General features: G+C 68.7%; 29 protein-coding genes and 1 other RNA gene. 1 reads left to right on the forward strand and 29 read right to left on the reverse strand.

All coding sequences use genetic code 11. The annotated features are described in order from the left end of the window. Positions 1 to 458: 458 nt before the first annotated feature. The 7 genes from HY703_06830 to dusB form a co-directional block, all read right to left on the reverse strand. Positions 459 to 704 carry a ferredoxin gene (locus tag HY703_06830; GenBank protein ID MBI4544889.1) on the reverse strand — a complete coding sequence of 82 codons (246 nt, stop codon included), beginning with the start codon at positions 702 to 704 and terminating at the stop codon, positions 459 to 461. A 30-nt stretch (positions 705 to 734) separates the two neighbouring features. Continuing rightward, positions 735 to 1,121 carry a RidA family protein gene (locus HY703_06835; protein ID MBI4544890.1) on the reverse strand — a complete coding sequence of 129 codons (387 nt, stop codon included), beginning with the start codon at positions 1,119 to 1,121 and terminating at the stop codon, positions 735 to 737. Positions 1,122 to 1,134: 13 nt separating this feature from the next. Next, positions 1,135 to 2,139, reverse strand: coding sequence for a D-glycero-beta-D-manno-heptose-7-phosphate kinase (locus HY703_06840; protein ID MBI4544891.1), 1,005 nt, complete (start codon positions 2,137 to 2,139; stop codon positions 1,135 to 1,137). A gap of 447 nt (positions 2,140 to 2,586) precedes the next feature. Next, positions 2,587 to 2,946: a transfer-messenger RNA gene (gene ssrA / locus HY703_06845) on the reverse strand. Positions 2,947 to 2,959: 13 nt separating this feature from the next. Then, positions 2,960 to 4,924: a GGDEF domain-containing protein gene (locus tag HY703_06850; GenBank protein ID MBI4544892.1), complete on the reverse strand. Its 1,965-nt coding sequence runs from the start codon at positions 4,922 to 4,924 to the stop codon at positions 2,960 to 2,962. 8 nt (positions 4,925 to 4,932) lie between these two features. Beyond that, complete coding sequence (gene larB, locus HY703_06855; protein ID MBI4544893.1) at positions 4,933 to 5,643, reverse strand: nickel pincer cofactor biosynthesis protein LarB; 711 nt, start codon at positions 5,641 to 5,643, stop codon at positions 4,933 to 4,935. A 74-nt stretch (positions 5,644 to 5,717) separates the two neighbouring features. Further along, positions 5,718 to 6,644, reverse strand: a complete 927-nt coding sequence (gene dusB, locus HY703_06860) for a tRNA dihydrouridine synthase DusB (GenBank protein MBI4544894.1) — start codon at positions 6,642 to 6,644, stop codon at positions 5,718 to 5,720. Between the two features lie 195 nt (positions 6,645 to 6,839). On the opposite strand from dusB, the gene HY703_06865 reads away from it, so the two are divergent. After that, positions 6,840 to 7,292 carry a PTS sugar transporter subunit IIA gene (locus HY703_06865; protein MBI4544895.1) on the forward strand — a complete coding sequence of 151 codons (453 nt, stop codon included), beginning with the start codon at positions 6,840 to 6,842 and terminating at the stop codon, positions 7,290 to 7,292. A gap of 151 nt (positions 7,293 to 7,443) precedes the next feature. Here the strand turns inward: HY703_06865 and HY703_06870 are convergent, their stop codons facing one another. The 22 genes from HY703_06870 to HY703_06975 form a co-directional block, all read right to left on the reverse strand. Next, positions 7,444 to 7,896: a hypothetical protein gene (locus HY703_06870; protein ID MBI4544896.1), complete on the reverse strand. Its 453-nt coding sequence runs from the start codon at positions 7,894 to 7,896 to the stop codon at positions 7,444 to 7,446. 277 nt (positions 7,897 to 8,173) lie between these two features. Further along, on the reverse strand, positions 8,174 to 10,072 hold the full coding sequence (selB, locus tag HY703_06875) for a selenocysteine-specific translation elongation factor (GenBank protein ID MBI4544897.1): 1,899 nt from the start codon (positions 10,070 to 10,072) through the stop codon (positions 8,174 to 8,176). Next, entirely contained in the window at positions 10,060 to 10,818 is a 759-nt protein-coding gene (gene recO / locus HY703_06880; protein ID MBI4544898.1) for a DNA repair protein RecO, read from the reverse strand. The genes selB and recO overlap by 13 nt, the downstream gene beginning before the upstream one ends. A 30-nt stretch (positions 10,819 to 10,848) precedes the next feature. Continuing rightward, complete coding sequence (locus HY703_06885) at positions 10,849 to 11,388, reverse strand: bifunctional nuclease family protein (GenBank protein MBI4544899.1); 540 nt, start codon at positions 11,386 to 11,388, stop codon at positions 10,849 to 10,851. 27 nt (positions 11,389 to 11,415) lie between these two features. Continuing rightward, positions 11,416 to 12,741 (reverse strand): adenosylhomocysteinase, encoded by a 1,326-nt coding sequence (gene ahcY, locus HY703_06890; protein ID MBI4544900.1) that lies wholly within the window; start codon positions 12,739 to 12,741, stop codon positions 11,416 to 11,418. Positions 12,742 to 12,781: 40 nt separating this feature from the next. Further along, a complete protein-coding gene (locus HY703_06895; GenBank protein ID MBI4544901.1) occupies positions 12,782 to 13,957 on the reverse strand; it encodes a methionine adenosyltransferase in 1,176 nt (391 codons plus the stop codon). 46 nt (positions 13,958 to 14,003) lie between these two features. Next, positions 14,004 to 15,785 carry a phosphoenolpyruvate--protein phosphotransferase gene (ptsP, locus tag HY703_06900; protein ID MBI4544902.1) on the reverse strand — a complete coding sequence of 594 codons (1,782 nt, stop codon included), beginning with the start codon at positions 15,783 to 15,785 and terminating at the stop codon, positions 14,004 to 14,006. Then, positions 15,782 to 16,072: an HPr family phosphocarrier protein gene (locus HY703_06905; GenBank protein ID MBI4544903.1), complete on the reverse strand. Its 291-nt coding sequence runs from the start codon at positions 16,070 to 16,072 to the stop codon at positions 15,782 to 15,784. Before HY703_06905 ends, ptsP begins: the two co-directional genes overlap by 4 nt. Continuing rightward, positions 16,069 to 16,815 (reverse strand): PTS system mannose/fructose/sorbose family transporter subunit IID, encoded by a 747-nt coding sequence (locus tag HY703_06910; protein ID MBI4544904.1) that lies wholly within the window; start codon positions 16,813 to 16,815, stop codon positions 16,069 to 16,071. Before HY703_06910 ends, HY703_06905 begins: the two co-directional genes overlap by 4 nt. Further along, on the reverse strand, positions 16,815 to 17,492 hold the full coding sequence (locus tag HY703_06915) for a PTS sugar transporter subunit IIC (protein ID MBI4544905.1): 678 nt from the start codon (positions 17,490 to 17,492) through the stop codon (positions 16,815 to 16,817). The genes HY703_06910 and HY703_06915 overlap by 1 nt, the downstream gene beginning before the upstream one ends. Next, positions 17,489 to 17,986, reverse strand: coding sequence for a PTS sugar transporter subunit IIB (locus HY703_06920; GenBank protein MBI4544906.1), 498 nt, complete (start codon positions 17,984 to 17,986; stop codon positions 17,489 to 17,491). The genes HY703_06915 and HY703_06920 overlap by 4 nt, the downstream gene beginning before the upstream one ends. Next, complete coding sequence (locus HY703_06925) at positions 17,958 to 18,389, reverse strand: hypothetical protein (protein ID MBI4544907.1); 432 nt, start codon at positions 18,387 to 18,389, stop codon at positions 17,958 to 17,960. The genes HY703_06920 and HY703_06925 overlap by 29 nt, the downstream gene beginning before the upstream one ends. Next, positions 18,382 to 19,341, reverse strand: coding sequence for an HPr(Ser) kinase/phosphatase (hprK, locus tag HY703_06930; GenBank protein MBI4544908.1), 960 nt, complete (start codon positions 19,339 to 19,341; stop codon positions 18,382 to 18,384). The genes HY703_06925 and hprK overlap by 8 nt, the downstream gene beginning before the upstream one ends. Before the next feature lie 3 nt (positions 19,342 to 19,344). Then, positions 19,345 to 19,710, reverse strand: coding sequence for a ribosome-associated translation inhibitor RaiA (gene raiA / locus HY703_06935; protein ID MBI4544909.1), 366 nt, complete (start codon positions 19,708 to 19,710; stop codon positions 19,345 to 19,347). Positions 19,711 to 19,743: 33 nt separating this feature from the next. After that, positions 19,744 to 20,844 (reverse strand): glycosyltransferase family 4 protein, encoded by a 1,101-nt coding sequence (locus tag HY703_06940; GenBank protein MBI4544910.1) that lies wholly within the window; start codon positions 20,842 to 20,844, stop codon positions 19,744 to 19,746. An 8-nt stretch (positions 20,845 to 20,852) separates the two neighbouring features. Further along, on the reverse strand, positions 20,853 to 21,302 hold the full coding sequence (nusB, locus tag HY703_06945; GenBank protein ID MBI4544911.1) for a transcription antitermination factor NusB: 450 nt from the start codon (positions 21,300 to 21,302) through the stop codon (positions 20,853 to 20,855). Beyond that, complete coding sequence (locus HY703_06950; protein MBI4544912.1) at positions 21,289 to 21,774, reverse strand: 6,7-dimethyl-8-ribityllumazine synthase; 486 nt, start codon at positions 21,772 to 21,774, stop codon at positions 21,289 to 21,291. Before HY703_06950 ends, nusB begins: the two co-directional genes overlap by 14 nt. Before the next feature lie 86 nt (positions 21,775 to 21,860). Then, entirely contained in the window at positions 21,861 to 23,174 is a 1,314-nt protein-coding gene (locus HY703_06955) for a bifunctional 3,4-dihydroxy-2-butanone-4-phosphate synthase/GTP cyclohydrolase II (GenBank protein ID MBI4544913.1), read from the reverse strand. Between the two features lie 41 nt (positions 23,175 to 23,215). After that, on the reverse strand, positions 23,216 to 23,824 hold the full coding sequence (locus HY703_06960) for a riboflavin synthase (GenBank protein ID MBI4544914.1): 609 nt from the start codon (positions 23,822 to 23,824) through the stop codon (positions 23,216 to 23,218). Positions 23,825 to 23,829: 5 nt separating this feature from the next. Beyond that, positions 23,830 to 24,912, reverse strand: a complete 1,083-nt coding sequence (gene ribD / locus HY703_06965; protein MBI4544915.1) for a bifunctional diaminohydroxyphosphoribosylaminopyrimidine deaminase/5-amino-6-(5-phosphoribosylamino)uracil reductase RibD — start codon at positions 24,910 to 24,912, stop codon at positions 23,830 to 23,832. 18 nt (positions 24,913 to 24,930) lie between these two features. Further along, positions 24,931 to 25,920 carry a hypothetical protein gene (locus HY703_06970; GenBank protein MBI4544916.1) on the reverse strand — a complete coding sequence of 330 codons (990 nt, stop codon included), beginning with the start codon at positions 25,918 to 25,920 and terminating at the stop codon, positions 24,931 to 24,933. After that, positions 25,917 to 26,099 (reverse strand): hypothetical protein, encoded by a 183-nt coding sequence (locus tag HY703_06975; protein MBI4544917.1) that lies wholly within the window; start codon positions 26,097 to 26,099, stop codon positions 25,917 to 25,919. Before HY703_06975 ends, HY703_06970 begins: the two co-directional genes overlap by 4 nt. Between the last annotated feature and the right edge of the window lie 15 nt (positions 26,100 to 26,114).

Genomic DNA, 26,114 nt, shown 5'->3' on the forward strand with positions numbered 1-26,114 from the left:
CGTCTCATGCTTGTCGAGTATAACCCGTCTATCGGCCTCGAGGCAACTTGCCCGCCCCGGCTTGCGCATAAAACCCGAACCGCAGCGGCAAGGTTCCGCGCCGGCCCTGCCGGGCAGAGCGGCCCCGCGTGCACAGGCGGCCTGCCGTTCAGTTGCCGAGCCTCGCTCGAAGCCTGCCCCCCGTCGCGCGCCCGGGCGCCGCGAGGCGCGGCGTCCACTGGGTGCGATCCCTCCTCTACTCCTCTGCTGCAGAACCGTATCTGGCGGCACCCGCACGCCGGTTCCGCGGCCCCCGCGATGCAGGCCGAGGAACAACTTCCTACGGTTCTTATCCTGCAGGTGGCGCGCCAGCGCGCGTGGCGGCAGGGCCCGCCACTCGGGATGGCGCTTTCAACTACGTAGGCGGTGAACCAGGACCAGTCAGGGCAACCCGGCACGGGAAGGGCGGAACCCAGGGACTATGGCACGATCTGCCTGCCTCTGGCATCGAACACGCTCAGGGCATCCACGGGGCATGCGGCGCAGGACCGGATCAAGCGCTCCGCTTCGATCACCGGCGCCTCCGCTTTGAAGGCGGCCACACCCTCGTCATCGAAGTGGAAGACTTCGGCTGCGATGGCCATGCAGTCGCCAAATCCTACGCAGAGGAGCCGGTCGATGCGAATGGTCAACTCGCCGATCCTGCGCTCTACCACGTCGGCCACGAGGCGGTCTTGCGGCTCCGCTGGGTACGTTCAGGGCAGGACGGCGATGGCGTCGATCTCGATCTTGACATCGCGCGGCAGCCGCCCCGCCTGGATGGTCGAGCGCGCAGGCTTGTGATCACCGAAGTAGCGGGCGTACACCTCATTCATGGCGGCGAAATCGTCCATATCTGCGAGGTAGACCGTGGTTTTCACGACGGCGCCGAGGGAGGCGCCTGCGGCTTCCAGGATGGCGCTCAGGTTTTCCATCACCCTGGCGGTCTGGGCGGCGACGTCGCCCTGCACGAGGGCTCCCGTTTCCGGGTCGAGCGGGATCTGACCGGCCGTGAAGAGCAGGTTGGCAGCCACGAGCGCCTGGCTATAGGGTCCGATGGCCTGCGGCGCCGCCGCTGTCTGGATGCGTTCGAGCTGTGGCATTACCGCCCTCATCTCAGGGCTGCGAGGAAGCTATCGCGTGCTGCCGGACGGCCAGGCGCAACTCGTCCGCTGATACCGTGGCCACACCCGCCTTGCCCACCTCGATACCGGCGGCATGGTTGGCGAGCAGCGCCGCTTCCACGATGGTAGCGCCGGCGGCCAGGGCTACGGCGAGGGCGGCGGTGACGGTATCGCCCGCGCCGGAAACGTCGTAGACGGAGCGCGCGTCCGGCGGGATGCGCAGGTGCTGGCCTTCCTCGGTCATCAGCGTCATCCCCTCCTCGCCCAGTGTGATAAGCAGGTGACTGCAGTCCATGTGCCGGCGCATCCGCTCCATCCACTCCGGGTCACTGTAGAGGACGGGGCCGCGCAGCGCGGCAGCCAGTTCGCCGAGGTTAGGCTTGAACACCGTAGCGCCCCGATACTCGAAGAAATGCCGGGCCTTGGGGTCCACGACCACAGGGCGGCCCAGTCTGCGGCCCGCGTCCAGTGCCGCCTCGATAACGGCCGGCACCACCACCCCCTTGTCGTAGTCCTCGAGCACCAGCGCATCCGCCGCCGTGGCCAGTTCATCCACGGCCGCGACCAGCTCGGCGGTGCACGCCTGGTCGACATCTTCGTCCCACTCGCGGTCGTAGCGCCCCACCTGCTGGTGACGGGCCATGATTCTGGTCTTGACAGTCGTGGGCCGGCCGTCGGCCATGCACAGCCCACGCCCCTCGACGCCGAGGCGGGCGAGTTCCCGCGCGACCTCGGCCCCGGCCGCGTCGCGGCCCACGCAGCCCACGACCTCGCAGCTTGCGCCCAGAGCGATGACGTTGCCGGCCACATTGCCGGCGCCGCCCAGGGCCTGCCACTCCTCGGTGACGCGGACCACGGGGACCGGCGCCTCTGGCGAGATGCGCGAGGCGGCGCCGCGCAGATAGATGTCCAGCATGAGATCGCCGATCACCAGCACGCGGGTGTCGCGTGCGCGATCGAGCAGGCTATCGAGTCGGTCAGGCGAGAGTCGTTCCACGGATGACTGGGGTCGGCACGGAACTTGTGTCCCGGCATTGAACGGGCCGTGAAAGTACCACGTCCCCTTAGCAGTTGTAAAGCTAGTCTGCGTTCAGCCGACGGAGCCCGATGCAGCGCGTGCTGGTGGTGGTGGATGAGTGGATGCGCGGTGTGGCCCTCGGCGTGCAGGACTACTTCACGTTGGGGGGCCGGGCCACGCGCTCCGTCGCGGCCCGCCCCTTCTACTGGCGCAGCAGCCTGGGGATTCTGAGCAAAAAAACGCCCGGACCACCGAAGCAGTCCGGGCGTTGGATGGAGCCGGCGGGAGTCGAACCGAAGGTGACCGAGCGGACGCAGTCCGCGCAGGTCAACCCGCGTCGCGAGCGCAGCGAGCCGCGGGTGAGACTCCCGAGGACATTGATTCTGAGCAAAAAAACGCCCGGACCACCGAAGCAGTCCGGGCGTTGGATGGAGCCGGCGGGAGTCGAACCCGCGTCCGTGAATAGATCCCCCGGCGCCTCTACGTGCTTAGTCTACCCTTCGGTTTTCTCGTCCGCTCGGCGGCTGGCAGACGGCCTCTTGCGGACCAGCCTCGTCGAGTCTCACCCCTCCGGCTCAAGGCGCGCCGGGCGGGCCAGCCCGATTCGATCGATGTCTTCAGCCTCACCTCGGGCCGGGTCCGACTGAAGACAGGCGCGTAAGTTCCTTACGCGGCCAGCGCCAGCTGAGAGTTGGCACTTATTGGTTTTCCCGCAGTTTTACGAGGTGACGGGACCTCGGCACGCAGCACCGACTTCACTAAACACGTCGAATCCGTGTCGGCCCCTACAACAAGAAAGTTAGGCAAGCTCCGCGCCGGAGTCAACGGGCGCAGCGGTGACGCGATTCCGCCCCGCCGCCTTGGATGTGTAGAGCATCGCGTCCGCGCTGCGCAGGACCATGCCTGGCTCCGGCACGCATTCCGGGCAGGCAGACACGCCGATGGAAACGCGGACCGGGATGACCCGCCCCCGCCAGGCCACACCGCCGCGCCGCACCCGGTCCAGCAATCGCTGGGCGGCCTCCTGCGCCTCACCCAGGCCGGTCTCGGGCAGGAGTGCGACAAACTCCTCTCCGCCGAGTCGGGCGGCGAAGTCGGTCTCGCGCACCGATCCTCGAACGGTCTGGGCCAGCGCGCGCAGCACCGCGTCCCCCGCCTCGTGGCCGTACGTGTCGTTGATCTGCTTGAAATGATCGATGTCGGCAAGGAGCAACGCGACGGGCCGACGATAGCGCTGAAAGCGGGCCAGCTCCGCTGCCATGCGCTCCTCGAACGCCCGGCGGTTGTGGAGACCGGTGAGCGCATCACGCTCGGCGTCGTCGCGGACCTGATGATACTGCCGGGCGTGGCGAAGCTGCAGTCCCGCGTATGGCGCCAGGGTCTCGAGCACACCAACCGCCTCGGGATCCAGGCGCGGCTCCTTTGTGCTCCAGACCGCGAGCACGCCCAGGACGGCGCGGCTGGCGTCGGGGAGCGGCACGGCGGCGAGCGAGAGCGGCTGGGCCAGCCAGCGTTCGCCGGTCACGGCGACGGGCAGTGTTCTGCGGCGGGCCCGCCGGTGTTCCCGGAGGATGGCCGCGCCGCCGCGCGCGGCGAGGGCAAGCTCGCTTTCGAGGGGCGCGAATGCCGCGCCGGGCGCAGGCCCGCCATCTTCGCCGACCACGGCGAGAATGGCTCCGGCGCCCTCGTCCCATGCGGCCAGGGCGGCGCCGGTGCCACCCACCAGCGCCCGCGCGGATTCGGCGAGCTCGCGGGCGAAGGTATCGAGCTCGATCTCGCGTGGCAGGCGTCGCAGGAGCTCGAGGACCTGGCGGAAGCGTTCGCGTGTCGCCACCGCCCGCGCCTCGCGTAGCTGCATGCGCAGGAACACGCGCAGGTGAGCGGCAGCCGCCTCGAGCGCCGCGGTTTCCGGAAGCGCTGCGGCGGAATCGTACTCGAGCGTGAGGAGCGCATTCCGTTCCCCGCCGGGGTCGATGGGCACGACGCACGCGCGGGTGCCTGGCGCGGCCCAGGCGGGCGGCGATTCCAAGCGCAGAGGCATCCCTTCCTCCCAAGCCCAGCGGAGCGGGTCGCCGGCCAGGCGGGCGGCGGCAGGCGCCTCCCCTCCGCTGGCGACCTGCGGCAGCGCGCGCTCACCCGCGGCATCGACGTCCCACAACGTAGCCCGCCAGGCGCCCAGGCTCCTTTTCAGTGCTTCGAGGGTCCGCTCGAGTTCCCGCAGCCTGCGCGCCGCTTCGGCTTCCTCGCCCCGTTCGCCGCGGCCGCCAGCTTCGGCCGCAATGCGCTCGAGCACGCGCTCCTGCGCCTCGAGCCTGCCGCCCAACCGGCCGAACACGGCAGCCGGAAGCAGGCCCGCGGCCGCTGCTGCAAGCGCGGCCAATCCGCCTCGCAGCGTGAGGGCGGCGGTCCAGGCATCTGCAGCCAGGAGAAGCGCGATGGCGGCAGCGGCCGCGAGGGTTGCGCGACGCCGGGAAGCTTGCATGGCCAGGAGGAGGAGCCAGGTTGCGACGAGCGGAAGGAGTGGTGAGGCGAGTCCGCCACTGGCGAGCAGGAACGTGTGCAGTACCGGCCAGAGCGCGGCCGAGAAGAGGGCGCTGGCCGGTCGGCCGGCGCGCAGCCAGGCCAGGGCGAGAAACGCTGCGGCGGCGATCGCCGCGGCCAGCATCCCGGCTAGCGGCAGCCACGGCGCAGAAAGCAGCGCTGCGGCGTAGGCGAGTACGGCGCCCCCGAGTGGCGGCCGGTAGCCGGACAGGCGATTCGCCAACCGCGCCTTCAGGAAGGTCTTACCAGAAGCTGGTTTATTCGCGTCGCGGCGCACGCCGCGCCGAACCCATTGTCAATGTTCACGACCGTGACACCCGCGGCGCAACTGGTCAGCATGGCCAACAGCGCCGTGACGCCGCCGAAGGATGCACCGTAGCCGACGCTCGTCGGCACCGCGATCACGGGCACGCGTACGAGGCCGCCGACGACGGAGGGGAGGGCGCCCTCCATCCCGGCGACGACAATGACCACGGCCGCCTCTTTGAGGGCGCCCGCGTTACCCAGCAGCCGATGGATCCCTGCCACACCTACGTCGTAGAGGCGCTCGACGGCGTTCCCGAGCGCCGCCGCCGTGACCGCAGCTTCTTCAGCAACGGGAAGGTCCCCGCTTCCGGCGCTCACGACCAACACCGGACCGGTGTACCGGGCGTGCGCCGGCTCTTCTGCCACCAGGTGGACGATCCGGGCCACCTCGTGCACGGTGGCCGCCGGGAACGCCGCGGCCAGCGCTGTCCGCGCCGCCTCATCGGCGCGGGTGGCGAGAAAGCCGCGGCCGCGCGCGGCGAGGCGGGCACAAACCTCGACCAGATGGGGCGGTGTTTTTCCCGGGCAGTAGACGACCTCGGGGTACCCCTGCCGCAGCTCGCGGTGATGGTCCAGTCGCGCAATTGCCGTGGCGGGGTCCGCCACGACGACCTCCTCGACCGGCAGCCAGGCCATCCGATCGAGTGCCGCACCCGGCGTCTCGGCGCCCGCCGCCACCTCTTCCAACAGCCGCAGCAGCCGCTCCCGTGTCACGCTGCCGCCGCCAGGTAGGTTCCGAGATATTCCTCCAGGATGCGCCGCGCGTCCTGCAGGCTCTTGACCTGAAAAAGCCGTTGCCGCATGGAGCTCCCGTCCGGCAACCCTTTCGTGTACCAGCCCAGGTGCTTGCGGAATTCGATCATGGCCCGCCGCTCGTCCCGCTCGAACGCAATGGCGTTGCGCGCGTGCTCGAGAACCACCCGGAACCGCTCGCTCACGTCCGGGTCCGGCGGCACGGGTCTACCCTCCAGGGCGGCCCGCGCCTGCGCGAAAATCCAGGGTGCGCCATGCGAGCCGCGGGCGATCATGATACCCGCGCAGGCGGTGTGCTCCCGCAGGCGCCGGGCGTCGTGACCGGTCCAGACATCCCCGTTCCCAATGACGGGAATCTCCAGCGCCTCGACAACGGCCGCGATCTCGTCCCAGTCCGCGGCGCCCGAGTACATCTGCGTGCGAGTGCGGGCGTGCAAGGTCAACGCGCGCGCTCCCGCATCCTGGCAACGCAGCGCGATCTCCACCGGGTCGCGCATTTCCTCGCTCCACCCGCTGCGGACCTTCACCGTAGTAGGCAGCGGGGTCGCCGCGTCCACTGCCCGAAGGATGTGCGTGACCAGGTCCAGATCCCTCAGGCAACCGGAGCCCCCATTCCTGTTGACGACCTTCTTGACCGGGCAGCCAAAGTTGACGTCAATGAAGTCCGGCTCGTAGACCTCGGCCACCAGCGCTGCGGCTTCCGCCATCGCCGCCGGCTCAGCGCCGAAGATCTGGATGCCGATGGGCCGCTCCGCATCGTCGAAGCGCAGGTGCTTCCAGGTGCGCTCGCGCCCCCGCCGCAGGCCCTCGGCGCTGATGAACTCGCTGACGACCACGTCCGCACCGAAGCCCCGGCAGAGGCGGCGGAAAGGCGCCTCGCTCACTCCCGCCTGCGGAGCCAGAAGTAAGGGTACGCGGCCGCGGCCGAACAGGGTAAAAAACGCTGAAACCATGCCAGAATCTAAGCCTGCCTGGCGGCGCAAGCAATTGGGCGAGAGCGTTTTGACAGGCGGCCGGAACCGCTCTTATCTTGCCTCCGCTTCTCCTGACGCGCCCCGTCAGCCGCTGCGGAGGGCAGCATGGAATTGAGGGAGTTTTTCAATAAAGACATCGTCAAACTCCAGCTCCAGGGAGAGACGAAGGATGATGTTCTGAAAGAGCTCATCCACCTGCTCGGGCTGGACGAGAAGAGCGAGGGCATCCTCTTCAAGATGCTGAAGCGCCGCGAGAACCTCGGGTCTACCGGCATTGGCCGCGGCATCGCCATTCCTCACTGCCGATCGCTGGTGGCCAATCGCCTGCGCATCGCGTTCGGCCGCAAGCCAGAGGGTGTGGATTACAAGGCCATCGACAACCAGCCCGTCTACTTCTTCTTCCTCATTGTCGCGCCGCCCCTCGAGGTCAGCAACCAGTACCTGCCTGTCCTGGGCAAGATCGCCCAGTTTGCCAAGGACCCGGAAGTGCCCAAGCGGCTCAGGTCACTCGACACGCCCGAGGAGTTCCTGCAACTGCTGGAGGACAAGGCCCTCTGAGCCCCGTTGCTCCCCCGGCGGCAGCATCCCGGTACCCCGCGCAGCTCCGGTAGCTGACTCGACCACTCGCCGCAAAAATCGAGGCGCCGGATCCGACCAGGGTCCGGCGCCTCAATCAGCTCTGACAGAATTGGCCGTCTGGTTCGCCCTCCTATTTGGCGACCACCATCTTGCGGACCGTGCTCTCGCCGTTGACAACGAGTTGCTGGTAATACACCCCCGAGGCGACCTTCCGGCCGCTCACGTCGAGCCCATCCCAGAACGCCTCCTTCAAGCCCGACGTCGTGTACTCGAGCACGTCCACCGGTACGCTGTTCCCCTCCGGGTGGTTCAACGCGGTGGGCACCGCGACGAGCTGTTGCAGCACGTTGTAGATCCGGATCGAAACTACGACCGGCTTGCCGCTGGCGAAAAGCTCGTCCCCCAGAAAGAAGCGGAGCCGTGTTTCCGGGTTCAACGGGTTCGGATAGTTGGGCTCCAGTCGGAATCCGCGCGCTCGTCCGGCCGTGGATCCACCGCCCCCCGGGTCCTGTCCGAGCAGCGGCGCGGGGAGTAAGGCGAGCGCGAGAAGGAGGACGACACCGACGCCGCTACCGCGCCTCATCGTCACCTCCGCACAGAACTGCTGTGCCGTAGCTGAGTTTGCGATGGCCCTCCAGTACCTGGGACACCTGGGTCGCCGCGTCCACACGACTCGGCGGTTGCAACATAGGCCGCGCTCACGCCCCAGTCAAGAGTCGGGCTGAGGCCGCTGAGGCCGCGCGGGCAGAGGCCGCGGGGGCCGTGCACCCGCCTTAGTGGTCGAATTCGCAAGTACGGTCGCATTCGGCCGCCGATCCGTCCCCACTGGCTGGGTGCGTGACCGTACTTACGAATTCCACTCAGGCGTTGGTGCGGAGGAAGCGTTCGTCGCCGCGGCGCTGGGTGACGCCGGTGCTGTCCAGGTATTCGAGGAGGGGGATGAGGAATTTGCGGGAGACGGGCAGGACGCGTTTGAACTCCTGGGGCGTAAGGCCGATGCCGGCGGTCAGCTCGCGGCGCAGCGCGCGGATGGCGTTTTCCAGGGCCGGGCGGGCAAAGTAGAGGTCTGGAGTGAGGCTAACCAGGCGACCCTCCTGTTCGAGCAACTTGAGTAGCGGCCAGAAATCCGGCCGCTGGCCGAGCGCCGCAGGCAACTCTGCCACGGTTGGGGGGGCGAGGCCCGCCTGCTCGAAGATGCGGACCAGCTCGTCGCGCGCCTGGCGCTGTTCCGCGGCGAGTTCGGGAGTGAAGCCCGCCCGGGCAACGTTTCGGCCGCGGGCTTCGATTCTTCCTTCCGCGAGCAGGCTCTCGAGCGCCCATTCGGCAAGGGCGGCCGGCGCGTGGGGCGGCAGCGCGCGACGCAGTTCCTCGCGGTCTATGCCTGGTCGCAGCGGCTGGGCCGCGTGGTGGCGCTCGACCGCAGCGGCGAGGATTTGCCGCGCGCTGTCGGCCAACTCATGGCTGAAGAGGAGGCCGCCGACTCTGAGCAGGGCTGTGGCCTCGAGGCGGGCGAGCGCCGCGCCGACGGCAGGAGGCGGGTGCGGCGTCTCGATGGGCAAGCGGTCGGCCGGGAGGCCACCCCAGCCGGCGAGGCGGACGCGCGCCGGGATCGCCTCGGCGACGGGGCGGTCGAGGAGCGCGGAGAGCGCCTCGGCTTCAGCGGGAAGGAGGCGCGGACGTTTCGGGGGCGCCGGTTCGACCACGCGCCCTCCGCCGATGGTGGTTACAGGGGAGTAGGAGCGGATCACGAAACAGTCGCCCGCGCGCGCGACTACTGGCGCTTCCAGGCGGAGCTGAGCCCAGCATTCCTCGCCCGGGCCAAGCTCTGTCCGCCCGAAGGTAACGACCCGGCCCATGACCTCAGCCGTGCCCAGGTGGAAGCGCACCCGCTGGCGGTTCCGAACCGAGTGTGCGGCATGGGCGAGCAAGCGCAAGCGGACCGTGAGCATGTGTGAGCTCTGCCAGGCGGTTCCAGTCACCAGGACCGCGCCGCGCCGCAATGCCTGGCGCTCGATCCCCGCCAGCGCAATGCCCGCCCGCTGCCCGGCGGCCACGGCAACGACTTCCCGGCCGTGTTGCTGCAGGGCTCGGATCCGGGCGCTCGCTCCGCTGGGCAGCACGCGCACGACCTGATCCCGTTCCACGCGGCCGCTCCACACGGTTCCCGTGGTGACCGTCCCCGTCCCCCGAACCGTGAAGACGCGGTCGATGGGCAGACGGAAGAGATCGTCGGCCGTCCGGTCGTCCACTCGCTGCACGGCCCTGGCCAGCGCCTCGCGCAGATTCTCGAGGCCGGCGCCGGTGCGGGCGGAGACGGGGATGATCGGCACCTGAGCGAAGGCGGTCGGCGCCAGCTCACGGCGCAGCTCATCCATGACCAGCTCGAGCCAGGCCGTCTCGACCAGGTCGCTTTTCGTGACTGCGACGACGCCGGCGCGCACACCCAGGAGTTCGACAATGGCCAGGTGCTCGCGCGTCTGAGGCATGACCCCTTCATCCGCGGCAACGACGAGTAGGGCGAGGTCCATGCCCGTGGCCCCGGCGAGCATGTTCCGGACGAACGCCTCGTGGCCCGGCACATCGACGATCCCCAGCTCGAGGTCCGGAGCGAGGGCCAGGTTGGCGAAGCCCAGGTCGATGGTAATGCCGCGTCGCTTCTCCTCAGGAAGCCGATCCGTGTCGATCCCGGTCAGCGCGCGTACCAGCGCCGTCTTGCCATGGTCGATGTGGCCGGCCGTCGCCAGGATCAGCCGGCGCATGCCCCTCTCCGGACCGCGTCCGCCAGAAAGTCGAGGGAGTGCAGCACCCCGCCGTGGAGCACGTGTTGGGCCAGGAATCGGGACAGCACCATCCAGTGTCCGTCCGTGCGCCGCAGTACCACGGCCTCGCCGGCGCATAGCCGGAGGAGGTCCAGGCGCGCCCGTGCGGGCAAGCGGGCGCCGCCGCCGGTGTCCGCGCAACCGGTGCAGCGGAGGCCGCCGGCGTCAAAGTCCAGGTGGACGTCCTCCGCCGCTGGAACTCTTCGCCCGCACTCGCCGCACGTCTCCAGAGCCGGCGCAAAGCCGAGGCGTCCGACGAGCGCCCAAACTTCCGCCAGGATCCTGCTCTCGAGTTCGACCGGCTGGCAGCTTTCCAGGCGGTCCAGCGCGCGCCGCACCTGCTCGAAGAGAAGCGCGTCCGGCTCCTCACTGGCCGTGCGAAGCACGAGCTCGGCAACTAGTGAAGCGCCGCCGAATCGGAGCAGGTCCTGGCCCAGGGTTTGGCGGTTGCGCGCCAGCTCGAAGCTACTCAGAGTCTGCAGCTCTCGGGACTCCTTGAGGTAGAGCGTGGCGATGCCGTCAGTGAAGGGCTCGAGGATGCCGCCGAAGCGGCTGCGCGGCCGAAGCGCCCCCTTGGCGATGGCCGAGCGGACGCCGTGGCTTCCGGTCAGCAGTCGCAGGATCTTACTGGTTTCGCCGTAGGGAAAGGCCTGCAGGATGAGCGCGTCCGCACTGATGAGGGGCATGAGTACAGCCTGCGCTAGGGAGGGGCGGCATCAGGGGGTGAATCGGCCAAAGTCCTCGGGATTCAGCCGGCGCAAGTAGTTCTTCAGCTCCTCGGCGCGCAGCCCCTCTGAACCGCCTGCCTTGCCGCCTTCCGCCTCTTCGGGCTCGGCGAATTCCGCGGCTTCCGCGTCGGTGATCTCGATGGCAGTGTTCTCCAGCAGCTCGTCACTGGTGAAGATCGCCGCTTGCATGCGCAGGGCAATGGCAATGGAATCGGAGGGCCGCGCGTCCACGCTGAAGAGCTCCGCTCCGCGCTGGATGATCAGCTCGGCGTAATAGGTGTTTTCCACCACCCTGCTGATCACCACGCGCTGCAGCGCGCCACCCAGCCCCACAATCACGGAAGCAAACAGGTCATGCGTCAGGGGGCGGGAGAATTTCATTCCGGCCAGCTCCATGGCTATGGCGCTCGCCTCTCCCGGTCCGATCCAGATAGGCAGCACCCGATTCCCGGACTTCTCCTGCAGGATGACTACCGGCGTGTTGGATGCCCGGTCCAGTCCTAGGCTCTGCACTTTTACTTCCGTCATAGCGGTCTCCACGCCTTGAGACTGGGATCAGGTTCCTAGCTGCCAGGACGCGAGATAGCGCTCCTGCTCGGGCGTCAAGCGGTCGATTTCGATGCCCATAGCCGCCAGCTTCAGGGCCGCAATCTGGCGGTCAATCGACTCGGGAACTCGATAGACCTGTCGGGTCAGCTCCTGGGCGTGGCGCGCGATATACTCGGCCGCCAGCGCCTGGTTGGCAAAGCTCATGTCCATGACCGAAGCCGGATGCCCCTCCGCCGCCGCCAGATTGACCAATCGACCTTGGGCGAGCACGAACACCCGCTGGCCGGCGATGCGGTATTCCTGCACGAAGTCGCGCACCTCCCGGGGCTCGCCGTCGGCGATGCTGGCCAGAGTGTCGAGCGCCAGCTCCACGTTGAAATGGCCCGCATTGGCGACCACCGCGCCATCCTTCATGGCGCGGAAATGCTCCTCCCGGATCACATGGACATCGCCCGTGAGGGTCACGAACAGATCCCCCTCCACGGTGGCCCGCTCCATGGACATGACGCGGAACCCGTCCATCGCCGCTTCCAGCGCCTTGACCGGGTCGACTTCCGTGACGATCACATTGGCGCCGGCGCCGCGCGCCCGCATGGCGAACCCGCGACCGCACCATCCGTACCCGGCCACCACGACCACGGATCCGGCGAGCAGCATGTTGGTTGCGCGGAGGATCCCGTCCAGAGTGCTCTGACCCGTGCCGTAGCGGTTGTCGAAGAGGTGCTTGGTATAGGAATCGTTGACAGCGATCACCGGGAAGAGCAGCACATCGTCCTGAGCCATTGCCCTCAGCCGGATGACGCCCGTCGTGGTTTCCTCCGTCGAGCCCATCACGCCGGCGGCGAGCTCGTCCCGCTCGGCCGCCGCGAGCTGGCTTGCCCAGCCGCGGACCGGGGCGGCCAGGTCGTCAAAGCGCTGGAGCGCGATCATGTGCAGGGAGCCCACCAGGTCAGCACCGTCATCCATGGTGATGTGCGGCCGGTGGGCGAGCGCCGCCCGGATATGCTCGTAGTAGGTGTCGTGGTCCTCGCCCTTGATCGCGTATACCGAAATCTCGTGATCCCGCACCAGGTGGGCGGCGACGTCGTCCTGGGTCGACAAGGGATTGGAGGCGCACAGCGCCACCTCCGCGCCGCCGGCCTGGAGGGTCACGGCCAGATGGGCCGTCTCCGTGGTGACGTGAAGGCATGCAGAGAGACGCAGCCCCTGGAGCGGCCGCTCCCGTTCGAAGCGCTCCCGGATCTGGCGCAGCACGGGCATCTGCCGTTCGGCCCACTCGGTGCGGAGGCGCCCCCTCCGGGCCAGGGCGGGGTCACGGATATGGCAAGGCACACCAGTGTCAATGGGCATGTCCACTCCTGCCATCGAGTTGTCAGGCGCCGACAGCCGCGCGCAGGGCGCCAACCCGGTCGGTCTTCTCCCAGGCGAAGAACTCCAGCATTCCAATGTCCGACTCGCGCGTGTACGGCGTGCGGCCAAAGTGGCCGTAGGCTGCGGTAGCCGTGAAGATCGGCCGGCTGAGGCCGAGCGCTTCGATGATGGCGCGCGGCCGGAAGTCGAATACTTCCTTCAACCCCTGGGCAATCTGCTCGTCAGGCAGCTCCCCCGTGTCAAAGGTATCCACCTGTACGGCGAGCGGCTCGGCAACGCCGATCGCGTAGGCGAGCTGCACCTCGCAGCGACGCGCCAGCTCGGCGGACACCACGTTTTTCGCGGCCCAGCGCGCAGCGTAAGCGGCTGATCGGTCCACCTTGGAAGCATCCTTGCCGCTGAACGCGCCACCACCATGGCGCCCGCTGCCGCCATAGGTGTCCACGATGATCTTGCGTCCCGTGAGCCCGGTGTCGGCCTGCGGGCCGCCGGTGACGAAGCGACCTGTGGGGTTGATATGCAGGGCGCAGTACGGGCGATCGAAGAGCTCGGCCGGCAGCACGGGGACGATGGCCTCCTCGAGCAGCGTCTCGCGTACCTGTGCAAGGCTCATTTCGGGGGCGTGCTGCGCGCTCAACACGACGGTATGCAGGCGTGACGGCCGGTCCCCATCGTACTCGACTGTCACCTGCGCCTTTCCGTCGGGGCGCAGCCAGGGGAGCCGCCCGCTCCTGCGCAGCCAACCCAGCCGCTCGACCAGGCGGTGCGCGAGCAGAATCGGCGCCGGCATGAGCTCCGGCGTTTCGTCGGCGGCGTAGCCGAACATCATTCCCTGGTCCCCCGCGCCACCCGGGTCGACGCCGAGTCTGATGTCCGCCGACTGCTGGTTGAGGGAGGCCAGCACCGCGCAGCTCTGGCCGTCCAGGCCGTACTCGGCATTGGTATAGCCTATCGAGGAAATCGTCCGCCGCACGACTCCGGGGATATCGACGCGCGCGGTGGTTGTGATCTCGCCCGCGATCAGCGCCAATCCGGTGGTGACCAGGGCTTCGCAGGCTACTCGGCCGGCCGGATCCTGGAGCAGGACGGCATCGAGCACCGCGTCGCTGATCTGATCGGCAATCTTGTCCGGGTGACCTTCCGTGACCGACTCGGACGTGAAGAGGCGACGACTCAACTCAACTCCTGTCCGGCTCTCGAAGTCGGGGCAGAAAGTTAGCCGCTCAGGCGACCGGCGACAAGTTCCAGCGGCCGGAGAAGAGCGAGAGGTCGAGCCAGCGCGAGATCCCTCGCACGAGCAAGTCAGTCACCTCCTCGGCTGTGGCCGCCTCGAGCGCTTCAGCCACGACAGCGCGCGCGTCGGTCGCAGAGATGCTGCGGATGACTTTCTTGATTTCGGGCAGGGATGCCGGCCCGACGCTGAGCGCGGTGATGCCGAGGCCGAGTAAGAGGAGCACGCCCAGGGGATTGCCGGCCAGCTCGCCGCAGACGCTCACCTCGATGCCGGCGGCGCGGCCGGCTTCGGCTGTCCGCTTCAGCAACTGGATGACCGAGGGGTGGAAGGGCGTGTAGAGCCGCGCCAGACGGGAATTGCCACGGTCAACGGCCAGGGTGTACTGCACCAGGTCATTGGTGCCGATGGAGAAGAAATCCGCGTATCGAGCGAGCTCGGCGGCCGTCAGCGCGGCGGCCGGCGTCTCGATCATGACGCCGAGCTTGTAGCCAGGATTGAGGGCGATCCCCTGTGCGCGCAGCCGGTCCGCCTCCTCTTCCAGGAGCTGACGCGTGCGCCGGATTTCGTCCACATCATTGATGAGGGGCAGCATGATGCGCACATCGCCATGCGCAGTGGCGCGCAGCAGGGCGCGGAGCTGGACGCGGAAGAGCTCGGGCAAGTCGAGGCAGACGCGAATGGCGCGCCACCCGAGAAAGGGGTTCTCTTCGGGCGGCATCTGCAAGAAAAGCGGGAACTTGTCACCGCCCAGGTCGAACGTTCGGATGAAGACGGCCTGGTGTGGGAACGCCTCGGCAACGTGGCGGTAGGCCCGGTATTGCTCTTCCTCCTCAGGCGCCGAGCTGCGCCCCACGACCACGAACTCGGTGCGGAAGAGGCCGACGCCTTGCGCCCCGTGGGAGCGCGCCGCTTCCGCCTCCGCAGGCAGGTCGATGTTCGCCCGGAGCAGTACGGGCTGCTGATCCGGCGTTATCGGCTCGAGGTGCGCGAGCAGCACGAGTTCCTGCTCCCACTCCCTCACCTTCACGTCCCGGCCGCGATAGACCTCCTTCTCCTGCTCCGTGGGCTCGAGAATGACCCGGCCCGTGCGGCCGTCCAGGATCAATTCCTGGCCCGTCTGGAGGTGGTCGGAAAGATCGCCCAGGCTGACGACGGCGGGGAGGTTCAGCGCTCGTGCGAGGATCGCGGAGTGCGAGGTTCGCGTGCCCGCATCCGTGGCGATCCCCAGGATCGCGGTGCGATCGAGCTGCACGGTAATGGTGGGAGTGAGATCCCGGGCGACGAGGATCACTCGCTGCTCCAGTCCCTGCAGCGCGAGATCGGGATCCTGAAGTCCGAGCAGGCGCCGCACCACGCGCAGCTCGATGTCCAGCAGATCGTTAAGCCGGTCCAGGATCATGGGGTGGGCCGCCCTGCGCCACTCTGCCTCGAACTCGAGCATGCGGAGCTCGAACGCCCGCGCCGCCGAGAGGTGATTCTCGCTGATGTAGTTGACCGTGCCCTGGACCAGGTCGGGGTCGTCGAGCATGAGGATCTGCGGCTCGAAAATCTGCGCTTCCACCGCTCCCAGCCGCTCCGCCGTCTGCCTCTGGACCTCGCGAATCCGGGTCTTGGCCCATTCCCGTGCCTCCTGGAATCGCTCGATCTCGCTCGCTATGGCCTCCGGCGCCACGGTCGCCTGCGGAATGCGCGGGACCTCCAAGCGCAGCACGTAAGCCGGCCCCATCACGATGCCCGGAGACGCGGGAATGCCATCACGGATCAGGCTCACGCCTCCCCCTCTCCGAACTGACGCGCTACCAGCGCCGCTAACTGCTCGACCGCCGCCGCCGCATCCTCGCCGCTGGCCCAGATGGTGATCTCGCTGCCGCATTCCGCGGCCAGCATCATGACCCCCATGATGCTCTTGCCATTCACTTCGAGTTCGTCTTTCCGCACCCGGATCTCCGACTGAAAGCGGTTGGCCAGCTTGATGAACTCGGCTGCCGGCCGGGCGTGCAGGCCGTATTTGTTCTGGATGCATACGCGGCGTTCGTGGGCCAGAGAAGCCGCGCTCATGGCAGCATCTTCAGCGCCAGTCCCACGATGCCGAGCAGCGCGAGCAAGGCGATCATGGGCGTGCGGATCGCGCTGCCGTAACGCAGCCCTGCGACGGCAGCGAGGCCGGCCAGCGCGATCCAGGGGAGCGGCAGCACCGTTCCCACCACCTTCCCCGCCGCTGCGAGTGGCAGCACCAGTCCGACGAGGAAAGCGCCCAGCAGGTCCAGCCAGCGCTGGGCGGGCCCGAGTGGCGAGTGCCGCAGCCGTTCGCCCACGCCTATGCCCTCGCGCAGTCCGAGGCGCAGAGCCCAAGCTCGCAACAGCACGTGCCCCGAGTTGTAGATGATCAAGAACCCGAACACCGCCACCCACCAAGGCGCGCCCGCAAAGAGCAGCGCCAGAGCTGCCAGCACGCAGACCGGCCGCCAGCCTGCCCAGACCAGCCGGTCCCCCAGGGTGCCGAGCGATCCGCGCACTGCGGTCTTGAAACGCTCGACCACGGCCGGGTCCTCTCGCTCCGCTTCGAGCGTGGCTACCGCGCCGAGGGCCACGGGGGCCAGGTAAGGGTGACTGTTGAACAGGCGGCTGTGGCGCTCGAGCGCTTCTGCCAGAAGCTGCGGCTCGTTGCGGTAGATTACGCGCAGCGCGGGCAGAAGGGCAAACGCGAAGCCGGTGCCGAGCAAGGTCCGGTAATTCCATGATCCCTGGATCGCGAAGGAGCGCAGGAAGACAACGAGCCGCACCCCGGTGCCCAGCCGCATTAGCGGACCAGTAGCAGGATGGACCCGCACAACAGGCCCAGCAGCACGGCGATGCGACGCTCGCCCCACCCGCCAAACAGGGGCAGCGTGGCGGCCAGCATGGCGGTTCCCGTGACGGCCAGCGTGCCCACCGCCCAGGAGCCCTCCAGCTCCCAAAGGCCGCTGAGGTGCCGGAGCAACGCTACCCCGACTGCCGCACCAGCCAGCGTCACCGCGGCGCCGCGCAGCAAGTCGAGGCCCATGGCCAGCAGGTGACGGCGCTCGAGCTGCCGGGGCGCGGCCGCGGGCGTGTGGTCGAGCACGTTCCCGACCACACGTTCGTTCAGGCGCCTCACCTGATGGACGGCCAACCCGGCGAGGCGCTCCCAGCCCAGACCGACCAGCACGGCAAACAGGAGCAATACGGGATCGGGCACCGCAGCCCCACTCTGGATGTGCGCGGCCGTAGCCGCAATGGCTGCCGTGCCCGCCTCCGGATAGCGAGCTGCGCCGACGGGCAGGATGAGCAGCGCCGAGGCCTCGAGCAGGACACCCACGGCCACACCGATGCCCGGATGCCCCAGGAGCAGGCCCGTGAGCGACGCGGCGACGAGGGGTCGCGAAATCATGATCTGCGGGAACGAGGTCGCGTCCAGTCCGACGACGCCACCGAGGAGCGCTACAGCCAGCCAGCTCATTCGCGGATGTCCTTCTGCCTGAGGAGCTGCAGCAGCTCGATGCGCCGGGAGCCGGGCAGGTCCCGCGCCGTGCTGACCACGCCCTCCTCAGCCAGGCGCAAGACCTCTCGCTCTTCCTCGCCGCTCAAATAAAGGTAGGGGAGCACGGCGCGCCGGCCGGGGGCGTAGTGGATCCCCCCGACATTCACTTCCGCACCCCGGAGCAGGCCGCCCTCCGCCAGCCGCCGCATGGTACCTAAGTCCCGCGTCAACAGGATCACGCGGTCCGCGTGCTGCTGCCAATCCTGCAGGTGGCGGCGCGCCGTTTCCACGTCCTCGAAGTCCGTGGCCAGATTCGGCGGCAGCCCGAGCCCGTACAGCTCCTGCTCCCACGAGGATTGCGCCAGCTCGTCGTCGACTATCACGATACGATGGGGGTGCAGCGCCATACCCCAGCCCACCACCACCTGCCCGTGGATGAGGCGCTCATCCACTCGATATAGCACGATGGGCATCTCTCTCCAGCTCGGCCGGCGCGCAGCAGATCGTGTTGCGCCCTCTGCTCAGCAGGCGGGGCACGAGTTCGGTGAGGGGGAGCTCGCGGTGCGTCACGAACTCGAGGAGCACAGGCAGGTTCACGCCGGAGATCACGACTACGCCCGGATGCTCGAGGCCGAGGCGCCGGGCGGCGAAGCCACAACTGCCGCTCTGCAGGTCGGTGAACAGAATAGTCGGTTCGGGGCCGATCAACTCGCGGATCTGCGCCGCCAGGAGCTCCGGTGAAAGACCCTGATTGCTGACGGCGCCGAGCACCTCGGGCCCCGCGCCGGTGATGCGCTGCGCCGCGTCCACGAGCCCCTGCGCCAGAGAGCCGTGGGCAACGACGATGCCCCGGGCCGGCCGGCCGGGCTCACTCATAGTCCTCCTCGAGGTAATCCCGGACGGGTCGCATAGCCTCGCGCAGTTGCTGGTCGAACAAGGCGGCGGAGTGGATGCCGGAGTATTTCAGGAGGTGATTCATGGCCACCACCTCGGAGATCACGGTGATGTTTTTGCCGGGGTTCAACGGGATGACCACCTTCGGCAACTTGACGCTCAGGATCTCGATCTCCTGGGCCTCGAGGCCCGTGCGGTCGTAGTAGACGCGATCATTCCACTCTTCGAGCTGGACCACGACCTCGATCCGCTTCTGCTGGCGAATCGCCCGGATCCCGAAGAGCGCGGGAATATCAATGATGCCTATGCCGCGGATCTCCATGTGGTGGCGCTGCAGTTCGTGACCCCGACCTAGCAGGATGTCGTTGCCCCGCCGCGTGATGTGCACCAGGTCGTCGGCCACCAGGCGATGCCCGCGCTCGACCAGGTCGAGCACACACTCACTCTTGCCGATGCCGCTCCGGCCCACGAAGAGCAAGCCCACGCCATACACGTCGGCCAGCGATCCATGCATGGTGGTCGCGGGCGCGAACTGCTCCTCGAGGTAGGGTTGGATGCGACGGTAGAAGTCGCCCGTCTTGAGCCTGGACCGGATCAGGGGGATGCCGCGGCGTCGTGCGAGCTCGAGCATGAGGGGCGGGATCTCGAGGCTCTTCGTGACCACAATGGCCGGCATCTCGAGGGCGTAGAAGGTCTCGAGCACGCGCTGCAGCTCGTCGGGCGCCAGCGAGCGGAGAAAGCTGATTTCTGTCTCGCCCAGCACCTGCAGTCGTCCGCGCGGCGAGCGCTTGGTGTAGCCGGCCAGGATCAGGCCGGGATTCGAGATGTTGGGGCCTTCGATCTTCCGGTCCAGGCTGCAGCCGTCCGTGAGCAGCTCGAGGGCCAGCGTTTGCTGCTTGGTGCGCAGCAGTTCTTCGACTGTGAGCTTACCCAACGATCAAGAGCTCCCCGTGGCGGGTGCAGGCAGCTCCGACAGCTTCGCGGCGCGATGGTCGCGGTCGCGCTTTCGCGCCCGCCTGAGCTGCCGGGCCAGCCGGTCTGCCGCCCGATCCAGCGCCATGCGGAAGGTGTCACCATCGCCGCCAGCCACCATGACGTGGCCGCCGGCGGCAGCGAGCCGCGCCTCCGCCCGCATGCGGCCATGGTCGGTGGCGAAGCTCACGCTGGCAGAGGCGATGCGCGGGTCATATCGGGTCAGGCGCCGCATTCGTTCCTGGGCGCGCGAGCGGACCGACTCGGGAACTGTGCAATGACGTGCGGTAATGCTGATGTCCATCGGGTCCTCCCAGGTTTCGGAGTCCACGGCTCACCTTCCACGCGGCGCGCCGGGCCGCGGCTATGCGGCAGGGCGCAGCACCTGTTCGAGATGGGCCAGTGTGTCGCGGGCGGCGCGCTCCCAACTGAAGTGTTCGGCAAAGGTGCGCGCCTGCTGGCCCATGCGACTGCGCAGCGCCTGGTCGATCAACAACAGCTCGAGCCGGTCGGCCAGCGCGTCGGTGCGGCCGTGCGGCACCAGGAACCCGGTGGCACCATCGACCACCGAATCCCGCAGCCCCGGCGAATCGCTGGCCACCGTGGGCGTGCCGCACGCCGCGGCTTCCAGGTTGGTGATGCCCCACCCCTCCTTGGATGAGGTCAGGACGTGCACCCACGCCCGGCGCAGCAATTCCCGCTTTTCCTCTTCCGACACATAGCCCAGGATCTGGACGCGGTCGTGGAGACGGAGCTCGTCCCGGAGCCTCTCGATTTGCGAAGCATAATCGCCGCGCCCGGCGATGATCAAGCGCGCCGCGACCCCCCGCTCGCGCAGCGTGCGCACAGCTTGGAGCACCAGGTCGATCCGCTTGTAGCGCTTGAGACGCCCCAGGTAGAGGAGCGTGGGCTGCGGAAAGCGACCGTCGCCCGCCGGAGAATAGCTCTCGAGGTCGATGCCGTTGGGGATCACCGTGATCTGAGCAGCAGCGAAGCCGCGGCCCTGCAAGTCGAGGGCGGTACTTCCGGAAACGGCCTGGGTCGGCACGCCGCGGTAGACGCGGCCGAGGGGCTGCTCCAGCATCCAGGTAGCGGCCGCCAGCGGCAGAGCCGCCTCCTCGAAGGCCGTTCGGCCGAACAGGTGATGGACCAGCAGGACAAGCGGGCGACTGACCCAGAGAGGCGTGAAGAGCGGGACCTTGTTCAGGTCCTCGATCACGAGATCGAAGTCCGGGCTGCGCAGCCGAGTCCGGTAATAGGCGGCGGCCGCGAGGGCAAAGGTGTGCCGGCCGCCCGCCCGGTGTACCTCCATCCCGTCCACCACGGCCTGGCGCGGCGCGCCCCGCCAGCCGGAGACGAGGAGTGTCACCCGGTGCCCCCACCGCACCAGCCGGCCGAAGACCTCGTGCAGGTGGGTTTCCGCGCCGCCCGCCTGCGGGTTGAGACGGTCCTGCCAATTAATCACCAGGAGGTTCAGCTTCCCTCCCCCTCCCGGAGCGAGGCGGGCTCCCGGCCCTCGAGCTTGTGGAGCACGGCATCGAGCACCCCATTCACGAACCGGGCGCTCTCGGCCGTGCCGTATTTCTCGGCCAGGTGGATCGCCTCCTGGAGCGCGACCCGGCGGGGCACGTCCTCGAGGTACCCCATTTCGGCCGCACAGAGGCGGAGCACGTTGCGGTCAATAGCCGAGAGGCGCTCGAGCCGCCAGTTGGTCAACGCCTGCTGGACGAGCCCGTCAATCTCCTGGCGGTGCTCCGCCACGGCGCGCAGAATGCGCACGAGGTGAGGGCGGCCGGATTCAGCGATCCGGCCCTCTTCCAGGAAGTTCTCCAGGATGGCGAGCGGCGAGCCTTGCGCGCCACGCGCCTCCCAGGCGTACAGAATCTGGAGCGCCCAGCCTCGCGCCCGGCTACGAGCCCGCACCCTTCGCCTTCCCGAGACGCTGGAACAGGTCCGCCATTTCCAGGGTGCTCAGCGCCGCGTCCCAACCCTTGTTGCCGGCCTTGCCGCCCGCGCGTGCCAGCGCCTGCTCCGCGTCATTGGTGGTCAGCACGCCGAAGCTCACGGGCACTGCTGCTGCCCGCCCCACCGCCGCCAGTCCGCGGGCCGCCTCGCCGGCCACGTACTCGAAGTGCGGTGTTTCCCCCCGAATCACGCAGCCCAGGGCGACCACGCCGGCGTAGCGTGCGCGCCGTGCCACGCGGCGCACGGCCGGCGGCAGCTCCCATGCCCCGGGGACCCAGATCACGTCCACGTCCTCTTCCCGCACGCCGTGTTGCAGGAGGCAGGCCCGGGCGCCCGCGACCAGTCGCTCCGTGACAAGCTCATTAAACCGGCTGGCCACCAGCGCGAAGCGCTTGCCTGTTCCATCCGGCCGCCCGCGTATCTCCGCCACCTTTGACCCTTCCTGACCTGCCCTAAGTGGTCGAATTCGCAAACACGGTGGCGTTCGGCCACGATCCGTCCCCGGCGGGTGCGTGCTCAGGATCCACTGGGCACCGCCTTGGGGAGTGCCTCCAGCTCCGCCGCGCGGGCCCCCTGCCCTGCACCACCTTGGGGAAGTGCAGGAGCGGGCGCCCCGGAGCTATCGGATTCCAGCAGCAGGTGTCCCAGCTTGGTTCGTTTTGCCGCCAGGTAGCCACGGTTGTAGTCGGTGGGCGCGATCTGGATCGGCTCCCGGCCCGTGATCTTCAGGCCATAGCCCTCGAGGCCCACCACCTTGCGCGGATTGTTGGTGAGCAAGCGGATCGAGGTCAGGCCGAGATCCAGGAGGATCTGCGCGCCGATGCCGTAGTCCCGAAGATCGGGCTTAAAGCCCAGGGATTCGTTCGCCTCGACTGTATCCTGTCCCTCGTCCTGCAACGCGTAGGCCCGGATCTTGTTCGCGAAGCCGATGCCGCGCCCCTCCTGCCGCAGGTATACAACGGCCCCCTCGCCCTGTTCATCGATGCGCCGCATGGCGGCGTGGAGCTGCTCGCCGCAGTCGCAGCGCAGCGAGTGGAAGACATCGCCGGTCAGGCATTCCGAGTGCATGCGCGCGAGCACGTTCTTCTTGCCTGCGATCTCGCCCTTGACCAGGGCGAGGTGCTCGCGGTGGTCGATCTGGTTCTCGAAGGCGATGACCCGGAACTCGCCGAACGGAGTGGGCAGGTTGGCTTCGGCAATGCGCCGCACCAACCGTTCCGTGCGCAGCCGGTAAGCCACGATCTGGGCCACAGTGACGAACCTCAGGCCGTGCTTCCTGGCGAAGACTTCGAGGTCGGGGCGGCGCGCCATGCTGCCATCGGTATTCATGATCTCGCAGATCACACCGGCCGGGGGCAGTCCGGCCAGGCGCGCCAGATCGACGGACGCCTCGGTCTGGCCCACGCGCCGCAGCACGCCACCCGGCACGGCGCGGAGGGGGAAGACGTGGCCGGGCCGGCGCAGGTCGGAGGATCGAGTGGCGGGATCGACCAGCAGTTCAATGGTGCGCGCCCGGTCCCGAGCGCTGATGCCTGTGGTCACGCCGAAGCGGGGGTGGGCGTCCACCGAGACCGTAAAGGCGGTGCCGAAACCCTCCTGGCCGGACTCGGTCATGGGCGCCAGCTCGAGCTCGTCGACGCGGCTGGCCGCGAGCGCCGCGCAAATCAGCCCGCGGCCGTGCGTGGCCATGAAGTTCACGATTTCCGGCGTGATCCTGGCTGCGGCGCAGACCAGGTCGCCTTCGTTCTCACGGTCCTCGTCATCCGCGACAATCACCACTTTCCCGTCGCGGATATCCTGGATCGCGCTCTCGACGCGGTCGAACGGCATGCCGACCTCCCTGCCAATAGATGGGGCCGCCCGCCTGTCCTTTATACCCCGGCAGTTCCCCGCCGGGCCAGGTAGTGGACGACAAACTTGCCCAGCAGATCGCCCTCCACGTTGACCGCGTCACCCGGCATGAGGTGCGGGAACGCGGTGTGCTCCCAGGTATAGGGCACGAGCGCGATTTGCGCCACATCGGGCGCGGGCAGCGCGCTCACGGTCAGGCTGACGCCGTTGATGGCGATCGAGCCGTGCAGCACCGTGACGTCGCTAACCTGCGCAGGAATGCGGACCTCGGCGAGCACCAGCTCCTGCTGCCGCTCGAGGCGAAGCAGCTCGCCCACGCCGTCCACATGGCCCTGCAGCAAATGGCCGCCCAGGCGATCCCCCAGCGCCAGCGGGCGCTCGAGGTTCACCGGGCGGCCCCGCTCGAGGCTGCCCAGTGTCGTCCTCGACAGCGTAGTGGCCACCGCCTCGATCAGGAAGCCGGTGGCATCGACCGCCACGATGGTCTGGCACACGCCATCCACGGCGATCGACTCGCCGGGGGCGAGCCGGGGCGCCAGCGGCTCCGCGGCAACGCTCAGGCGCAATCCGCTGCCGAAGGACTCGACATCGCGAACGCGGCCCAGCGCTTCAATGATCCCGGTGAACACGGCGGCTATTCCGCGCGGTCCAGCACGAGCAGTGCTTCGTCTTCGAAATGCCGGAGCTGCTGTAGTTTCCAGCCGCCGGCCGCCTGGCGCGGCGGCTCTCCCGGGAAGGCGGCCGGGCCGGCCTGGCCGTAGAGCACGGGGGCGTAAAAGAGGTAGAGCCGCTGCACGCGGCCGGCCGCGACCAGGGCCGAGCCGAGCCGGCCGCCGCCCTCGCAGAAAACCGACTGCACGCCTGCCGCCCAGAGCCGATCGAGCACGGCCTCGAGCGATATGCCGCCCGCGTCCCGGGGCACGCGTTCCACGCGCACGTCCGCCCGCTCTAGCCCGAGCTGCGACTCGCGGGGGGCATCTTCCGCACAAAAGAGCCACACCGGCGTGTCCCCCGCCGTCTGCGCCAACCGGCTATCCAGCGGCAAGGTGGCATGAGTGTCGACGACGACACGCGCCGGCGCGGTGCGCGGCTGGATCGCCCCCCGCACGTTCAGCCGCGGGTCGTCCGCGCGGACGGTCCCGGCACCGACCATGATGGCGTCGAACCCGGCGCGCAGCCGCTGAACCTCCGCCTGCGCAGCGGGACCGGTAACCGTGGACGGGCGCCCCGCCTGCTCTGCCAGGCGGGCATCCAGCGACAGCGCATACTTCAGCGCCACGAATGGCGAGCCCTTCTCCTGCACGTGAAAGAACATGGCGTTCTGCGCGCGCACAGCCTCGCGCTCGACGCCGCCGAGGACGTCCACGCCCGCAGCGCGCAGGTGGGCCGCACCACCGCCCGCTTGCGGGTTCGCGTCTTCGGCGCCGTAGACCACCCGCCGCACGCCGGACTCCAGGATCCGGGCGCAGCACGGTGGGGTCTTGCCGTAGTGCGAGCAGGGCTCGAGCGTCACGTACAGCGTCGCGCCGGCCGCGTCCGGGCCCGCCGCCTCGAGAGCCGCGACCTCGCCGTGCGGCCCGCCGTACCGGGCGTGGAAGCCTTCGCCCACCGCTCGAGCATCCCGCACAACCACGGCGCCGACCAGAGGGTTGGGGTGCACTTGCCCCCACCCGGCCTCGGCGAGGGCAATGGCCCGCCGCATCCACGCGCGATCCACGGCGGCTGCATCCATAACTCAGATGGACAGGCGCAGAGCCAGGCTGCCGAACACGCTGCCCGCCCCGGCATCGACTTCCGCACCTGCGGGAAAGCCGCCGGGCACCTGATCGCCGCCGGATTGCCAGCCTAGCTCGCCGACCACGTGCAGAACCAACATGGTCCAGGAAACGTCCAGAAAGGCAGAGATGCGATCATTCTCGAAGCCGTCGAAGCGGACAGCCATGCGCCCCGCTCCCCCCGGGTTGTCCACGCCGAATAAGAGGTCGCTTTTCACCAGGTCGTAGCCGACCCCGGCCGTCAGGCCGAGCAGGAAGAGTCGCTTCCCCACTGCGCCCCTAAGACTCAGGGCCGTGAGATCCGTGGTGAAGAAGGAATCCTTTTCCCGCAGCTCGGGGTCCCCCAGCGTGAGGTCGCCCAGGCGGCGGTACATGGCGGATACCGAGACTCCGGGCAGGGTAAAGGACTCGCGCACGATGCCGAGCCGCAGTCCTGCGCCCCAGGTGACGGGGGCCTCGTCCTGGAAGCCCTCACCCTCCGGGAGCGGCACGACGCCCAGGCTGAGCAGCGCGTCCAGCGAGCCGACCCCGCCCACGGTCGGCGCGGGCGAGAAGCCGGCTAGCAGTCCCACGGAGCCGTCCAGGTGTAGGCCCGGCAGGACAAAGGTGATTTCCCCGCGACGTCTGCGCTGCCGGATGTCGGGCAACTCGACCAGGACGCCGGTGGCGCGCAGGGAGAAGCTCAGGCGCGGCAGCGCGCCCAGGCGCATTCCCGCCGTACTCGCCGTCCCCGGCACGGGGTTCCCGCCGCTCAGCGCCAGCCCCAATTGTGGCTGCGCAGTCTCGACCGCCTGTGCGACCAGGTTACAGTAACGGCGCGTCTCGTCCGAGGCGGCGACCAAACCGGCGCGGCGCTGGCACTCCTCGGCCAGCTCGGCCTCTTGCGCGCGGGCCGTGCGGAACGCCCCCATCGCTGCGCTGGCCAGGAGGATCACCAGAGCTGTCCTCATACGAGGCTAACGCGGCTTTCTCCCGCCTGCACGTCGCCCATCAGCCAGGCGTCCTGCCCGCGCCGGCGCAGCTCGTCGACAACGGCGGGAGCGTCGGCCGCGGCGACGATCGCGATCATCCCCACACCCATGTTGAACGTGCGGTACATCTCCTCTTCCGGCACAGCACCGCGCTCCATGACCGCGCGGAACTC

The organism is Gemmatimonadota bacterium, assembly GCA_016209965.1.
GTDB lineage: Bacteria > Gemmatimonadota > Gemmatimonadetes > Longimicrobiales > RSA9 > JACQVE01.

Bases quoted from the DNA above. Each gene is read 5' to 3' on its own strand.
- HY703_06835 (MBI4544890.1), bottom strand. From the start codon at position 1,121: ATGCCACAGCTCGAACGCATCCAGACAGCGGCGGCGCCGCAGGCCATC.
- larB (MBI4544893.1), bottom strand. From the start codon at position 5,643: ATGGCCTGGCTGCCGGTCGAGGAGGTCGTCGTGGCGGACCCCGCCACG.
- HY703_06865 (MBI4544895.1), top strand. From the start codon at position 6,840: ATGGAATTGAGGGAGTTTTTCAATAAAGACATCGTCAAACTCCAGCTC.
- HY703_06870 (MBI4544896.1), bottom strand. From the start codon at position 7,896: ATGAGGCGCGGTAGCGGCGTCGGTGTCGTCCTCCTTCTCGCGCTCGCC.
- selB (MBI4544897.1), bottom strand. From the start codon at position 10,072: ATGCGCCGGCTGATCCTGGCGACGGCCGGCCACATCGACCATGGCAAG.
- recO (MBI4544898.1), bottom strand. From the start codon at position 10,818: ATGCCCCTCATCAGTGCGGACGCGCTCATCCTGCAGGCCTTTCCCTAC.
- HY703_06885 (MBI4544899.1), bottom strand. From the start codon at position 11,388: ATGACGGAAGTAAAAGTGCAGAGCCTAGGACTGGACCGGGCATCCAAC.
- HY703_06905 (MBI4544903.1), bottom strand. From the start codon at position 16,072: ATGAGCGCGGCTTCTCTGGCCCACGAACGCCGCGTATGCATCCAGAAC.
- HY703_06910 (MBI4544904.1), bottom strand. From the start codon at position 16,815: ATGCGGCTGGGCACCGGGGTGCGGCTCGTTGTCTTCCTGCGCTCCTTC.
- HY703_06915 (MBI4544905.1), bottom strand. From the start codon at position 17,492: ATGAGCTGGCTGGCTGTAGCGCTCCTCGGTGGCGTCGTCGGACTGGAC.
- HY703_06920 (MBI4544906.1), bottom strand. From the start codon at position 17,986: ATGCCCATCGTGCTATATCGAGTGGATGAGCGCCTCATCCACGGGCAG.
- HY703_06925 (MBI4544907.1), bottom strand. From the start codon at position 18,389: ATGAGTGAGCCCGGCCGGCCGGCCCGGGGCATCGTCGTTGCCCACGGC.
- HY703_06955 (MBI4544913.1), bottom strand. From the start codon at position 23,174: ATGCCGTTCGACCGCGTCGAGAGCGCGATCCAGGATATCCGCGACGGG.
- HY703_06970 (MBI4544916.1), bottom strand. From the start codon at position 25,920: ATGAGGACAGCTCTGGTGATCCTCCTGGCCAGCGCAGCGATGGGGGCG.
- HY703_06975 (MBI4544917.1), bottom strand. From the start codon at position 26,099: ATGGAGCGCGGTGCTGTGCCGGAAGAGGAGATGTACCGCACGTTCAAC.